The sequence below is a fragment of the Metallosphaera sedula DSM 5348 genome (genome assembly GCF_000016605.1).
GTDB lineage: Archaea > Thermoproteota > Thermoprotei_A > Sulfolobales > Sulfolobaceae > Metallosphaera > Metallosphaera sedula.
This window is the reverse complement of record NC_009440.1, coordinates 1,813,109-1,826,274: the sequence shown is the minus strand read 5'-3', so window position 1 is coordinate 1,826,274 and position 13,166 is coordinate 1,813,109. Positions and strand designations below refer to the sequence as shown.

Sequence of the window (13,166 nt, the reverse complement as noted above, 5' to 3'; positions counted from 1 at the left end):
TTATTTGTTCATGCAGATTTCACGTAATATATAAGTTCGAAATATCGTGGTGATAGTTATAAGTTGACGTAACAATAATTTCTATGTTTCTACATTACGCATGGTTACTTCGTATTAGACATCTAGTACTCCGGTTTGGGTAAAAGATTTCTTGTTAGTCTCCTTAAACAATTGGAAGTTTTTAATTATCAAACCGTGCTATCTATCCTGAAAATAAGCCTGAAAATCGTTATAACTTCGAATCGCTCTTCAGAACCCTCTCCAACATTTCCACGTGTTCCAATATCTCATCCACCGTGTTCCTGAGGGTGAGTATTGACCTTGGATCGGTGTACCTCATTTCCACAATTATTTCAACACCTTTTTCGTTCTCCTTCATCTTAATGGTCATTCCCTCTGGCAGTTCCACGTTATCAACCTGAATTGCGTTAAGTATCTCGCTCGGATTCTCCGTGGAAATTTCAAGCCTTATCCTTTGAATCAACTTCCTCCATATTTCCAAAGAACCTAGAGGTAAAAACCCTGTTCCCATCATTAACATACACTGGCTTTCCCTTCTTACCAAGTTGCCTAAGTATAACATGAGCCAGCATTGGGGAACCCAGGGAAGTATTAACTAGGTAACGATTCTTCTCCTCAACCACATCCAGCGAGAAACCGTGGCTGAGGCTTTCCCTGTAGAGCTCCAGGGATGCACCGAAAAGGGAAGGGTTAAGTGCCAAATCGAAAAGTCCGGGATAACCGAGTTTATCCAAAAGGTATATGGACACGAGACCTAACTCTAGAAAATCGTAGCTGTGAAAGAAGTACCTCTTCACCACCAGTTCGTCCCTGTCAATCTTGGGGTTCAACTTCACCAGGAGAGAGATCAGCCTAAATACGAGGGTGTTCAACTGCGACTCGTCGAGTTCTCCCAGCTTTGTGAACTCGTTTCCCCCGATGTCCTTAACCAACTTCAGGGAATTTTCTCTGTTACCTGAGATCTCGGGAATGTAGGGGTCAAGGGAATAGGAAAGGGAAAGGAACAGTGGGATTTCCCTGTAACCTGGGATTTTCAGGGACTTCTCCTCCGTAACTCCCAGATCCTGAGCCTTGGTGAGTAAGTTCTCCTCCCAGGGGCTCGGCCTCCTCCTGTATAGGATCAAGTCTGAGGAGATCCCGGCCAACATGGGAACAAGGTCGTCAATAGTCAAGGGAAGAAGAGACGTGAATGAGGAGAAGCCAACGTAAACTTCGTTTCCATTCAACATCAAGAAGCTACCAGTATCCCTCTTCTCTAAGGTAACGTCGCACGAGGACGAAAAGCTCACCCCAATCTCTCCCTTGAAGTACTTAGAGATCAAGGAAGAGAAAATGGCGAAATCAGGGTCAAAAGGTCCCCTAATACATAAGCTTCTTCTTGAGTAGATCGAGGGGATTAATCTGGATGCCTCCTCAGGAGCTGGGTCTCTCAGAAAGTTTTCCATATGATCTAATCTCATCAAATTGCCTTTTAAGGTCTTTAAGGCTTATCTCCCTTATGAGGAGGAAACCGAGGGAGTAATCTATGAGTTCCAAGATTCTAAGCGCCACCACAACCCTCGGAATGAAGTAGATCGAGAGCCCCAATTCAGCGAAACCTGAACTGGCCGGCACTGGAATTAGGGAAGCTGCAAAGTAGGTCATGTTAACTAGAACATCTAGAGGAAAAGAGGGGACTATGTAGTAAAATGCAACTGACTGAACCAGGTAGCCTAGAAGAGTGAGGAGCGAATTCACGATCAAGGCCTCCTTAGTTGTTGCCTCCTTAACCATGTCCTTTCCCTTTTGAAGAAGGGAGTAGTAGTTCTCAAGTCTCATGAGCTTGATCAATCTCTCCTCTGCCTTCACCACCTTCTTAGAGGTGAAGATCACGTATCCTGTTCCCGCGACCCACCCCACTACGTTACCTAGGGTGGCAAGGATATAGATGAAGTCCACAGGAGAGGCCCTTATCTCTACTAGTACCAGAAACATGAGGGAGCCTATCACGACGTCATAGAAGGCCTCAGATAGGGAAAGGGCGAAGGACTTAACCAGGTCTTGGTTATACCTGGAATATACTGAGGCTCTCGCCAAGTCTTGGCCTGCCCATCCTGGAATTACTAGCCCAACAGCGTTACCCAGCAACCTGGCCTTGAACGCGGTGAAGTAAGGTACCTTGGTGATCCTAGAATCGCGTATTGCGAGGATCAGGAGTTGCACCAGGTAGGTTGCCACGAAGAGAGCAAGGAGCACAGGATCCATGGTTTTTAGCACATTCACGAAGTCAATATGAAAATAGAGCGAATAAGCGATAATTACAGCAGGTGGTATCAGTACTGCGATCAGTAGTTTTTTCTCCATCTCCTCTTTATCTCCCTATCTTCTTAAAACAATTTTCGTAGCAGATGAGTAGACCGTCTGGTGTCCTCTTCAGGTAAGGCCGTGGTCCCGCAGGGGGTCTCTCATTAACCCTGACTAGTCCACAGTTCATCCTTATCCCCTTGAGGTACCTGTACTCCCCTAGGGAGCAGGCCTCGCACGATGGATTTCTCTTCATATCCACAGCCTGAAGGGTGAGAGACCTGGCGTCCACGTAGTAAAGCCCGCGCGGAATATCTCCCCGGATGGCGTTAAGCATCATTTGAACCTGGAGGTTAGCTACCAAGGAAACGGTCATAGCGGTGGTTCCCATGGTTTCGCACGCATCAGCCTGTTCCACGGGCTCCATGAAACAGGATAGGCAGGGAGTGTCCCGCGGACTCACGAACATTGCGGAGCCGTACTCCCCTGTCACTCCACCGTAAATCAAGGGGACTCCGTTTTTCACGCATGCGTCATTGAGAATGAGCCTTGGGTTAACGTTATCTAGTGCATCAAAGACGAAGTCCCTTCCCTTAACTAGGGACTCCGCGTTTGTCTCGTCCACTATGTCCAGGATTGGGGTAACCTTGGATCCACTGCCTATTTCCATGGCCCTCTGGGCGCAGACGAGAGCCTTAGGTTTTCCAACGTCCGACAGGGTAAAGAGGTGAGTTCTATGCAGGTTCGAGGTCTCAATCACATCCGCGTCCACTACGGCGATCCTTCCTACCCCTAACCTAACTAGCAACTCGAGTATGGCAGTTCCCAGGGCCCCACAGCCAGCGACCAACACGTCAAGGGAGGACAACTTCTCCTGAGCCTCAGGGCCCAGAACTAGCAATTGCCTGGTGAACATCTCAAGGTTACTCAGTGGATCCACCTGATTCCATTTTCCACATACTCATAAAACTCTGACTGTAAGACCTACACGAAAGTCCTCACAATGAGGAATATGTGAACGCAAGAAGTCTACATAAAGACTTAAAAAAGGGAGATATTGCATTATTGCGGGGGTTTGTTGTTGCACCAATGGAAAAAGGTGGGCGTGATGGAATTCCAATATCAATAGAGGAATTAAACAAGCTCAAGGAGGTAGCTGACAGAGCTAGAAAGAACGTAATTAGAATGCAATTCTACGACCAATCAATTCACGTTGGTTCCTCCTTGAGCAGTATCGAGATCCTAACGGCTCTCGAACTCAAGGTATTAAGAGACTCAAATGATCCAGTCAACAGGGACTGGCTAATCCTAAGTAAGGGCCACGCGGCTCCTGCTCTCTATGCGGTTCTCCACGAGAAGGGACTAATCAAGGAAGAGGAACTGTGGAAGATCCAGGACATCTCTGGCCTTCTACAAGGCCATCCCGAGACCTTCATACCCGGAGTTGACATGTCAACTGGTAGCCTAGGGCAGGGACTTAGCTTCGGAATTGGAGTTGCCACGGGAATAAAGATGGCCAAGGGAACTGGAAGGGTATTCGTCATCATGGGAGACGGAGAACAGGACGAGGGCGAAGTGTGGGAGGCCATGACCCACGCGGTCGCTCGCAACTTGGACAATCTGGTAGCTATCATAGAGATGAACGGATTCCAGCTGGACGAAAGTACGAAGAACGTTAAGCCCAAGGAATTCCTTCCTGAGGTATGGAGAGCCGTGGGTTGGAGAGTGTTTAACTGTGATGGCCACGACATAGCAAGCGTTATCTCCACCGTGGATGAGGCACTAAAGACAGGGAAACCCGCGGTCATATTCGCGGAAACCAAGAGAGGTAAGGGGTTCACCCCAATAGAAAACACAAAGAAGCAGAGGACTGTTCCAGATGTTGCAAGGCAGTTTCTCCTCAATTCGTGAGGCCTTCGGTAAAACCCTGGTTAAACTGGGGGAGAAGGACAACGACATCGTAGTGATTACTGCTGACGTTGGGGACTCGTCAAGGGCTTCCTACTTTAAGGAGAAGTTCCCCGACAGGTACTTCAACATAGGCATCTCTGAGCAGGACATGGTAAACTTCGGCGCCGGTCTCTCGGCTGTGGGTAAGAAGCCCGTGGTGGTGGGATTCGCCATGTTCCTTATGAGAGCATGGGAACAGATGAGGAACAGCATAGGGAGAATGAACCTCAACGTTAAGGTGTTCGTGACCCACTCGGGCTACAGCGATAGCGGTGACGGTTCAAGTCATCAGGCCCTTGAGGACATCGCGCTCATGAGGGTAATCCCGAACTTCAAGGTAGTTATACCGGCTGACGCTGCCGAGGTGGAGAGAAGTATGCCCGTAGTTCTTGAGGACAAGGGACCTCTCTACTACAGGATGGGGAGAGACTATTCTCCTCCGATCACCTCAACCATGGACTACAAATTCGAGATAGGTAAGGCATACGTTCTCAGGGAAGGAGATGACGTGGCACTGATGGGAGCAGGTGTGGTTCTTTGGGACGCACTAAAGGCTGCTGAGGAACTGGAGAAGATGGGAATAAGCGCGGCCGTGATTAACGTACCCACGGTGAAGCCAATAGATCAATCCACAATAGAGTACTACGCGAGGAAGACGGGGAGGATAGTTACCGTTGAGGAGCACAACGTCATGGGGGGAGTGGGATCAGCAATAGCTGAGACAGTGGTGAAAACTTACCCTGTTCCCATGAGGTTCGTGGGAGCCACAACCTATGGTAGGTCGGCGAGGAGCCAGAGGGAACTCCTTGATTATTACGGTATAACGCCCAAGACAATCGTGAACTCAGCCCTCGAGTTGATCAAGTAAATGAAGGAACTCGACCAGCTAAGGGCTGAGATCGACAGGGTTGATGAGGAGCTTTTTAAACTATTTTTTAAACGCCTTGAACTTGTTTCTGAAATTGGTCATCTTAAAAAGAAGGAAGGTCTCCCTGTCACCGACGAGAGGAGGGAGAGTGAGGTCAGGGAGAGATGGAGAAGCTTAGCTAGAGCCTATGGAATTCCCGAAACCCTGGCGGATAACCTCCTCTCGACCATGTTCTCTGTAGCCAAGATGAGGGAGGTCAATCCCTCGGAAAAGAGAAAAATAACCCTCGTTGGTTACGGCGGGATGGCTAGGTCGCTGGCCTCCCTGTTCAAGCTCGCAAAGCACGAGGTTGTGATAACGGGAAGAAGCCAGGAGAAGTCCCAGAAGCTCGCGATAGATTTCAACTTCACCTACATGCCCATGCCACAAGCCCTTCAATGGGGCGAGATCGTGATTTTGGCCCTTCCACCTGAGGGTGTGTTCTCGGAGAACGTCACCAGGTTTCTCCACCTGTCCAAGGACAGGGTGGTAATGGATATCCTCTCGAGCAAGACCAGATTCTTTGGGAAACTCGAGGAAATGTCCAGGCAGATGGGATTCAGGTTCGTGTCGACACACCCGCTCTTTGGTCCCTACCTGAACCCTGTGGGAGAGAAGATAGTCCTGATCCCCTCTGAAACCACGGGAGACCTCGAGGAGATATCGGAGTTCTGGAGGGGGGTAGGACTGACCCCCCTAATCACAGACGTAGATACACACGAGAAGTTAATGGCCGTGGTTCAGGTTTTACCCCACTTTTTCATCCTGGGCCTTTCCAGTAGCTTGGACCTCCTCTCCAGGGAGCTCAACGTCGACTTCTCCCAGTTTCAGACAACCAACTTCAGGGAGATATACAAGATTGTGAGGAGGGTAAAGGAGTTGGAGCCAGTCATACTGGAGATACAGAGAATGAACCCCTACGCGGAGCAGGCGAGAAGGCTTGGACTTAGAGAGTTAAATACTCTTTTCTCTACTCTTCAAGAGGAAAAGAAATGATCCTCTACATATTGAAGGGCAAGGATCACTCCTCACTAAAGGAGAAACTTAAGTCTAGCTCAGCCTCATTCAAGTTCCTCAACCTGTACGGAAAGGAGCTCGCACTGGCCTGGCCCGACTCTGCAGTTGAGGGGATAACGGATGAATCCGTGGAGCTAGTGGTGAAGACCAAGAAGTCCTACATCCTGGCTGGAAACGAATGGAAAAAGGATCCAACAGTGGTGAAGGTGAAGGACGTGGAGATAGGATCCAAGAGGGTTGTGGTCGCTGCCGGGCCATGTGCGGTGGAGTCCATGGAGCAGACCGAGACCGTGGCCAAGGCCGTGAAAAGGGCTGGTGCCTCACTACTCAGGGGTGGAGCCTACAAGCCTAGGACGAGCCCCTACTCCTTCCAGGGACTGGGAGAGGAAGGGCTAAAGATACTCAGGAAGGCTGGCGACGAGACAGGGTTACCTGTGGTTTCAGAGATCCTTGACGCGAGGGACGCGGGAGCCTTTGCAAAGTATGCTGACATGGTCCAGATAGGCGCTAGGAACTCGCAGAACTTCACCCTTTTGCGGGATGTGGGAAAGCTGGGCAAACCCGTCTTGCTAAAGAGAGGTCTAGGGAACACGGTGGAGGAACTAATACAGTCTGCGGAATACGTAATGATGGAGGGGAACGGCAACGTGGTCCTCTGCGAAAGGGGAATAAGAACCTTTGAGAAGTCCACCAGGTTCACCCTAGATATTGGAGGAATGGTTGCGGGGAAGCTAATGACGCACCTCCCCTTCTGCGCGGATCCGAGTCATCCTGCGGGGAAGAGGGAACTGGTTCACTCCCTTGCCCTAGCCTCTGTGGCAGCCGGGGCAGACATGCTCCTTGTGGAAGTTCATCCCAGGCCTGAGGTGGCACTGAGCGACTCTGAACAGCAACTGACCCCGGAGTCCTTTGAATTATTGATGGAGAGAGTCAAGGCATTGGCTTCGGTTCTAGGTAGATCCGCATGATCGAGTTCCGTGAGAAGGTGTGCTGTTCAGATGTGAGCGTGAAAGTTGGTAGGGGGGCACTCAGGGAGCTGGAGAGCCTTCCAGGGAGGAAGTGCATAGTTCACCCCAAGTCCTTGAAGCCAGACGTGAAGGGGGACCTAGAAATCGCGGTAGAGGACGGAGAGAAAGGGAAGGACCTGAGGAACGCGCTTGAGATAGTGGATAAACTCCTGGAACACGACTTCACAAGGGGCGATTACCTAGTTGCTGTGGGGGGAGGGACAGTACTCGACGTGGCGGGCTTCTCAGCCTCAATCTTCATGCGTGGCCTAAACCTAGTTAACGTTCCCACCACCCTCTTGGGGATGGTAGACGCAGGGATCGGTGGAAAGACGGGAGTTAATTACGGTAAGGCAAAGAACATGATCGGGACCTTTTATCAACCCTCACTTATCCTAGATGACCTCTCCTTTCTGGATACTCTCCCCACGGAGGAGCTGAGAAGGGGACTCGCGGAGGTTGTGAAGTATGCACTGGTCCTAGATAAGGAACTTTACGACTTTCTTTCCTTGAATCACAGCTCAGTCCTGAACAAGGAGGAATCAGCCCTGGAAAAGGTAATCTCTTCGTCAGTTAGGGACAAGTTAGCGGTCGTTGCGGAGGACGAGAGGGAGACCAAGGGAGTGAGGATAGTCCTGAACTTCGGGCATACCATAGGGCATGCAATCGAGGCTGGCTCAGATTTCACGGTTCCTCACGGTCTCGCAATATCCGTTGGAATGGTATGTGAGGCTAAGATTGCCGAGGAAATGGGCTACGCTGAGGAGGGAGTGGTTGAGGATGTCCTTTGGTTACTGCAACTCTTTGGGTTACCCATCTCCTTGGAGCAACTTAACGCGAAAATTGATGTGGAGAAGGCGTTAATTGCCATGACAAAGGACAAGAAGAGGAGAGGGGAAGAAGTCCTCCTACCCTTTCCCACTAGGATTGGGAATTGGAGGGGGGTAAGGGTGCCACTTGAGACCCTTGAGGGTTTCGCTAAGCAATGCTTGGGAGGTAATTGAACTGAAGTGCACGGAAATAGGGCCTGATACCAGCCTTCTGGGCGTACTTGGGGAGAACATTAAGTATACCCTGTCCCCCAAGATACATAACTTCGCTTTCGAGAGGCTAGGGATAAGGGCAGTTTACGTTACCTTTGACGTCTCAAGGGACAGGTTTCAGAGGGCTTTCCCAGGGCTGCTAGAGTTCACGTATGGGTTGAACGTGACCATCCCCTACAAGGAGGCTGTAATGCCATTTCTGGACTCGCTGTCGCCCGAGGCTGAAAAGGTGGGGGCGGTAAACACGATCCATGGAGGAAGGGGGTATAACACGGACTACCTAGCAGTGAAGGGATTAGTTTCAGGAGTGGAAAGGGGTACTGCCCTAATCCTGGGAGCTGGGGGTGCGGCCAAGGCTGCCTCCTTTGCCCTGGGGGAACTGGGTTTCGAGATAATTGTACAGAATAGGACCGAGACCCGTGGGATGGAGCTGGTCTCAAGGTTGAGGGAGGAGGGTATCTCGGCCTCCTTCTCCAGGGCTTGCCAAGGGGAGTACAACGTGGTCGTTAACACGATCCCTGAACCGGAGGCTGTACCCCTGGAGTGCGTGAGGGGAAAGATGGCGGTGGAGTTCGTGTATAAGGAGGAAACCCCCTTTCTTAGAAGGGCGAGGGAACTGGGAATGAGAGTGGTTGATGGCCTCCAGATCCTGGTGAGGCAGGCCATGGAGGCTGAAAAAATTTGGTTTGGTAAATCCCTCAACGACATAGAGGTGGTGAATTTCCTAAATGCCGGGAAATAGCTTTGGCAAGATCTTTAGGATTACCACTTTCGGGGAAAGCCACGGGCCCGCGGTGGGCGTCGTGGTGGACGGTGTCCCTGCAGGGTTAAGGTTGTCCCAGGAGGATCTTGAATTCGAGCTCTCCTTCAGGAGACCAGGGAGACTCTACGTGTCAGGGAGAAGGGAGAAGGACGTTCCCGAGATCCTGAGTGGGGTCTATAATGGAAGGACCACTGGGTCTCCCATTGCCATCGTCGTGAAAAACACTGATGTTATCTCGTCGTTCTATGAGGAGGTTAAGGTGAAGCCAAGGCCTGGACACGCTGACCTTCCCTTCATCATGAGGTATGGTTACGAAAACTGGGACTACAGGGGAGGTGGCAGATCGAGCGCCAGGGAGACCGTTGGGAGAGTAGCTGCAGGGGCGATAGCCAAGAAGCTGTTAATGTTCCACGATACCTGGATAGCGGGGAGGCTCAAGAGTCTTGGACCTGTGGACTCACCGCCCGCGGACTTCCTTCAAATCTTATGTTCCAAGTACAGCCCCGTGAGGGCTTCCGACCCAGAGACTGAGGCCAAGTTCCAGGAACTGGTGAAACAGGCAACGGTTGAGGGAGATAGTTACGGTGGAGTTGCCGAGATAGTCGTGAAGAACCCACCTGCAGGGTTAGGTGAACCTGTCTTCGACAAGATCAAGGCTGACCTGGCCAAGGCGATCCTCTCTATCCCGGCAGTGACGGGGTTTGAGTACGGACTGGGCTTTCAAGCTTCAAGAATGAAGGGAAGCGAGGCAAACGACTCCATTGTAAGGAAGGGTGAGAGACTTGGTTGGAGGGAGAACAAGTCTGGCGGAATCCTGGGAGGAATAACTACGGGTGAGGATATAGTGGTGAGATGTTCCTTCAAGCCCACAAGCTCCATAAGGAAACCGCAGGGGACGGTGGATCTAAGAACCGGGGAACCGGCAGAGATCTCTGTCCTGGGAAGGCATGATCCAGCTGTCGCAATCAGGGGAGTCTCCGTGGCTGAGTCCATGGTGGCCCTGACCCTGGTGGATCACTCCCTGAGGTCTGGGGTCATCCCACCTGTCAAGCTCGAGGAGAGGCAGGCTGAGGTCATTGAGGACAGATGGAGGAGGTACATGGAGGAATGCAGGCCTACGGCGGAATCTCAGTCGTGAACGCCTTACCCTCTTGGTACGGCTCTGCCATGGCAGTGGACATGAAGGTTAACGTGAGGGTGAGGGAGGGGAAGAGGAACGTTCAGGACCTACTCCTCAACGAGATACTGAACTATTTCGAGAGGCAGGGAATCCCGGAGCTCGAGGTGGAGGTTGAGTCGGAGATCCCTCCGGGAAGTGGGTTGAAGAGTAGCAGTGCCGTTTCCAATGCGTTAATAGGGGAGATAGCCGAGAGGTTCTCCTTGAACGTGGATATCCCCAAGCTATCAGCCATCCTCTCCCTCAAGGCTGGAGTCTCGTTCACGGGGGCCTTGGACGACGCTGTTGCCTCGTGGTGTGGAGGTGTCTCGTTCACGTATAATAAGGAGTTCAAGGTTATCAAGAGGGAAAGGGCTCCCCGCGATGTGACCGTGGTCATCCTGGAGAGGAGCGGGAAGGGAAAGATAGATCTGGGTAAGTTAAGGGCCTTTAGGGCACTCTTCCAGGAGATCTTCGCGATTGCCCTACAGGGAAGGTTGTGGGAGGCCATGAAACTCAACGGGATAGCCATAGCCGAGATACTGGGCTTTCCTACGGACCTGGTTGAGGAGGCTCTTCGTAAGGGGGCTCTGGCCTCGGGGCTGTCAGGGAATGGACCCTCATATTTCGCCGTGACCCGTGAGGGCGACGAGGGGCCAGTTATTGAGGCCTTTGAGAAGAGGGGGAAGGTTAGGGTTACCAGGGTGGTAGACCTTGTTCGTGGAAATTGAGCCATCAAGGATCAAGGGAAGGGTTAAGGCTCCGCCCTCAAAGAGCCTTGGAATCAGGTACGTTTTCCTGTCCCTTCTGACGGAGGTTTCGCTCGAGAACCTCCCAGAGTCGGATGACGTAAGGGTTGCAATTAACGCGGTCAAGTCCCTGAAGGAGGGGAAGGATGAGCTCTACCTGGGTGGATCTGCCACCACCCTAAGGATGATAATACCAGTGATCCTAGCCATGGGGCGAAGGGTGAAACTTGACGGAGACGACACCCTGAGGAGGAGACCTCTGAACGCGTTGAGATGGCTTCCAGGCAAGTTCTCGTCAAATTCCCTTCCCATGACAGTTGAGGGAAGCCTGGGACCAGAGACGCAGATTGAGGGGTGGGAAAGTAGTCAGTACATCTCTGGGTTAATCTACGCCTACTGCCTGAGGGGGGAGGGAAGGATCAGGGTAATTCCCCCAATCTCGTCAAGGGGCTACATCTTCATGACCGCTGACGTCATCTCCTCAATAGGGGGAAAGGTGACGATTCAGGGGGAGGAGATAACCGTGGAGTGCAGAAACCTTCGCAAGTTTGGGGGATCTGTTCCAGGCGATTACGCCCTGGCTTCATTTTACGCAGTGGGGGCAGTACTAACGGGTGGGGAAGTGGAGATCACCAACCTTTACGCTCCCCCAAGTTACGTTGGGGACCACGACGTGGTTAGGATGGTGAAGGAGGCGGGAGCTGAGAGCTACGTGAGCGAGAACAGGTGGATAGTGAGGGACACCGGGGTCAGGGTCCCCATATCCGTGTCAATCAACGACGTGCCAGACCTGGCGCCCTCCCTGGCAGCCCTCATGGCCGTGATACCGGGTGAGTCCAGGATAATGGATAGCGAAAGGCTGAGGATCAAGGAGAGTGACAGGATATCCACTATCCTGAACACGTTAGCCAGCTTTGGGATATCAGGATCTTACTCAGCCGGCACTATCACAGTGAAGGGAGGAGAGCCGAGAAGAGGGGAGGTGGAGTGCCCCAAGGATCACAGGATAGCCATGATGGCTGGCGATCTGGCCTTGAGGGTAGGTGGTAAAATCACGAGTGCAGAGTGCGTGAACAAGAGCAACCCTGGATACTGGAGCGATCTCTCGGCTCTGGGAGGGAAGATAAGGATTCATGAGTGACTTCATTGTGACATGGAGAGGGCATGAGAGTTACTTGATCCTCATTACAACATCACATAGTTTCCGAGAGTCGCAAATGAACCTCTCCTCTATGCTCAGTCTTAGCTCTTTCATGTAGTCTTGGATGATAACACTGGAAACCATTACACCAATCAAGAACACATATTAATTCATCCTTCAACCTCTAACCATGAATAGGCCACTTATTGTCGCTTCCCTGCCAGTGACCTCACCTGGAGACATAAGCAGAGTAAAGGACATAGATGCCGATCTCGTTGAATTAAGACTGGATTACTCCAGGGAGTTTCCAAGGCCTCAGGACCTCCTCCCATACCGAGATAGGATCTTGGTCACTCTAAGAGACAGGGAAGAGGGAGGCCAAGGTAACTTTACCGACAATTTCAAGGAAACTTTCCTTAACGAGCTCATGAAACTTGGCATTCTCTATGACGTAGAGGCATCCTTCCTTTCCAGGAGGAGAGTCCAATTCAGGGAAAAGGTGGTATCCGCACACTACTTTCATCGCCTACCCTCCAGGGAGGAGGTTGACTGCCTATTCTCCACATATCGCGAAGCCTTCACAGTGAAGATCGCCGTGTCCAACCTACCTGGATACAGGGAGATTCTCTCCTACATTTCCACGAAGCCGGGCTCCACTTTCATGCCTATGAGCCCTGACCCCCTGGAGAGATTGGCGATCTCCCTTCTTGGCTCGAGGCTACTCTACACCTACGTGGATTCCCCAACGGCGACGGGCCAACTACACTATCTGGAGGCAAAAAGGATTCTCAACTGTCTCTTCTAGTCATCTCCAGGATTAACTTATCTCCCTCAACCTTCACCGAATACACGCCGATAGGCCTCTTAGACGCCCCCTTCAACGGTCTCCCATCCTTCACCGAGAAGTGACTGAAGTGGCACTGGCACACCAATTCCTCCCTTATTAGTACCCCGTACTTACTGAGATCGCAACCAAGATGGGGGCAGGTATTATCGAACGCGAGGTACCTCTCCCCTCCCAGGTAGATCAGTAGAATTGCCTTCCCCTCTATGTCTACTCTTCTCTTCTCCCCAACCCTCATCTCAGGTCTTTGAAGTATCATGCTCTGAGATTCACACTTCAAGTTAA

At 51.4% G+C, this 13,166-nt stretch carries 15 protein-coding genes; 10 read left to right on the top strand and 5 right to left on the bottom strand.

What is annotated here, in order from left to right; all coding sequences use genetic code 11:
• Positions 1–229 precede the first annotated feature (229 nt).
• From MSED_RS09630 to MSED_RS09615, 4 genes are read right to left on the bottom strand one after another with little or no spacing between them, the layout of a single operon-like run.
• Positions 230–484 (bottom strand): KEOPS complex subunit Pcc1, encoded by a 255-nt coding sequence (locus MSED_RS09630; RefSeq protein WP_012021810.1) that lies wholly within the window; start codon positions 482–484, stop codon positions 230–232.
• Entirely contained in the window at positions 462–1,466 is a 1,005-nt protein-coding gene (locus MSED_RS09625; protein ID WP_012021809.1) for a hypothetical protein, read from the bottom strand. The genes MSED_RS09630 and MSED_RS09625 overlap by 23 nt, the downstream gene beginning before the upstream one ends.
• The gene (locus MSED_RS09620) at positions 1,435–2,364 is read right to left on the bottom strand and encodes a lysylphosphatidylglycerol synthase domain-containing protein (protein WP_012021808.1); all 930 of its coding nucleotides are present in this window, start codon (positions 2,362–2,364) and stop codon (positions 1,435–1,437) included. Before MSED_RS09620 ends, MSED_RS09625 begins: the two co-directional genes overlap by 32 nt.
• A 7-nt stretch (positions 2,365–2,371) precedes the next feature.
• On the bottom strand, positions 2,372–3,244 hold the full coding sequence (locus tag MSED_RS09615) for a HesA/MoeB/ThiF family protein (protein ID WP_225938834.1): 873 nt from the start codon (positions 3,242–3,244) through the stop codon (positions 2,372–2,374).
• Positions 3,245–3,393: 149 nt separating this feature from the next.
• Here MSED_RS09615 and MSED_RS09610 point away from each other — a divergent pair, with 149 nt between their 5' ends.
• From MSED_RS09610 to MSED_RS09565, 10 genes are all read left to right on the top strand, one after another.
• Positions 3,394–4,215 (top strand): transketolase, encoded by an 822-nt coding sequence (locus MSED_RS09610; protein WP_012021806.1) that lies wholly within the window; start codon positions 3,394–3,396, stop codon positions 4,213–4,215.
• Positions 4,184–5,122: a transketolase family protein gene (locus tag MSED_RS09605; RefSeq protein WP_012021805.1), complete on the top strand. Its 939-nt coding sequence runs from the start codon at positions 4,184–4,186 to the stop codon at positions 5,120–5,122. Before MSED_RS09610 ends, MSED_RS09605 begins: the two co-directional genes overlap by 32 nt.
• Positions 5,123–6,157 carry a chorismate mutase gene (locus MSED_RS09600; protein WP_012021804.1) on the top strand — a complete coding sequence of 345 codons (1,035 nt, stop codon included), beginning with the start codon at positions 5,123–5,125 and terminating at the stop codon, positions 6,155–6,157.
• Complete coding sequence (gene aroF / locus MSED_RS09595) at positions 6,154–7,146, top strand: 3-deoxy-7-phosphoheptulonate synthase (RefSeq protein ID WP_012021803.1); 993 nt, start codon at positions 6,154–6,156, stop codon at positions 7,144–7,146. The genes MSED_RS09600 and aroF overlap by 4 nt, the downstream gene beginning before the upstream one ends.
• Positions 7,143–8,189, top strand: a complete 1,047-nt coding sequence (gene aroB / locus MSED_RS09590) for a 3-dehydroquinate synthase (protein WP_012021802.1) — start codon at positions 7,143–7,145, stop codon at positions 8,187–8,189. The genes aroF and aroB overlap by 4 nt, the downstream gene beginning before the upstream one ends.
• Entirely contained in the window at positions 8,152–8,970 is an 819-nt protein-coding gene (locus MSED_RS09585; RefSeq protein ID WP_012021801.1) for a shikimate dehydrogenase family protein, read from the top strand. Before aroB ends, MSED_RS09585 begins: the two co-directional genes overlap by 38 nt.
• Positions 8,957–10,129, top strand: a complete 1,173-nt coding sequence (aroC, locus tag MSED_RS09580) for a chorismate synthase (protein ID WP_012021800.1) — start codon at positions 8,957–8,959, stop codon at positions 10,127–10,129. Before MSED_RS09585 ends, aroC begins: the two co-directional genes overlap by 14 nt.
• Positions 10,099–10,878 carry a shikimate kinase gene (locus MSED_RS09575; protein WP_048060157.1) on the top strand — a complete coding sequence of 260 codons (780 nt, stop codon included), beginning with the start codon at positions 10,099–10,101 and terminating at the stop codon, positions 10,876–10,878. The genes aroC and MSED_RS09575 overlap by 31 nt, the downstream gene beginning before the upstream one ends.
• Positions 10,868–12,037 (top strand): 3-phosphoshikimate 1-carboxyvinyltransferase, encoded by a 1,170-nt coding sequence (locus tag MSED_RS09570; protein WP_225938923.1) that lies wholly within the window; start codon positions 10,868–10,870, stop codon positions 12,035–12,037. Before MSED_RS09575 ends, MSED_RS09570 begins: the two co-directional genes overlap by 11 nt.
• A 190-nt stretch (positions 12,038–12,227) precedes the next feature.
• Positions 12,228–12,842, top strand: coding sequence for a type I 3-dehydroquinate dehydratase (locus MSED_RS09565; protein WP_012021797.1), 615 nt, complete (start codon positions 12,228–12,230; stop codon positions 12,840–12,842).
• Here MSED_RS09565 and MSED_RS09560 read toward each other — a convergent pair.
• Complete coding sequence (locus MSED_RS09560; protein ID WP_012021796.1) at positions 12,826–13,140, bottom strand: Rieske (2Fe-2S) protein; 315 nt, start codon at positions 13,138–13,140, stop codon at positions 12,826–12,828. The genes MSED_RS09565 and MSED_RS09560 overlap by 17 nt on opposite strands.
• Positions 13,141–13,166 lie beyond the last annotated feature (26 nt).

What these genes read in the sequence shown, in the direction of transcription:
- aroF (WP_012021803.1), top strand. Translation starts at nt 6,154, where the DNA reads ATGATCCTCTACATATTGAAGGGCAAGGATCACTCCTCACTAAAGGAG.
- aroC (WP_012021800.1), top strand. Translation starts at nt 8,957, where the DNA reads ATGCCGGGAAATAGCTTTGGCAAGATCTTTAGGATTACCACTTTCGGG.
- MSED_RS09565 (WP_012021797.1), top strand. Translation starts at nt 12,228, where the DNA reads ATGAATAGGCCACTTATTGTCGCTTCCCTGCCAGTGACCTCACCTGGA.
- aroB (WP_012021802.1), top strand. Translation starts at nt 7,143, where the DNA reads ATGATCGAGTTCCGTGAGAAGGTGTGCTGTTCAGATGTGAGCGTGAAA.
- MSED_RS09610 (WP_012021806.1), top strand. Translation starts at nt 3,394, where the DNA reads ATGGAAAAAGGTGGGCGTGATGGAATTCCAATATCAATAGAGGAATTA.
- MSED_RS09605 (WP_012021805.1), top strand. Translation starts at nt 4,184, where the DNA reads ATGTTGCAAGGCAGTTTCTCCTCAATTCGTGAGGCCTTCGGTAAAACC.
- MSED_RS09575 (WP_048060157.1), top strand. Translation starts at nt 10,099, where the DNA reads ATGCAGGCCTACGGCGGAATCTCAGTCGTGAACGCCTTACCCTCTTGG.
- MSED_RS09560 (WP_012021796.1), bottom strand. Translation starts at nt 13,140, where the DNA reads ATGATACTTCAAAGACCTGAGATGAGGGTTGGGGAGAAGAGAAGAGTA.
- MSED_RS09620 (WP_012021808.1), bottom strand. Translation starts at nt 2,364, where the DNA reads ATGGAGAAAAAACTACTGATCGCAGTACTGATACCACCTGCTGTAATT.
- MSED_RS09600 (WP_012021804.1), top strand. Translation starts at nt 5,123, where the DNA reads ATGAAGGAACTCGACCAGCTAAGGGCTGAGATCGACAGGGTTGATGAG.
- MSED_RS09625 (WP_012021809.1), bottom strand. Translation starts at nt 1,466, where the DNA reads ATGGAAAACTTTCTGAGAGACCCAGCTCCTGAGGAGGCATCCAGATTA.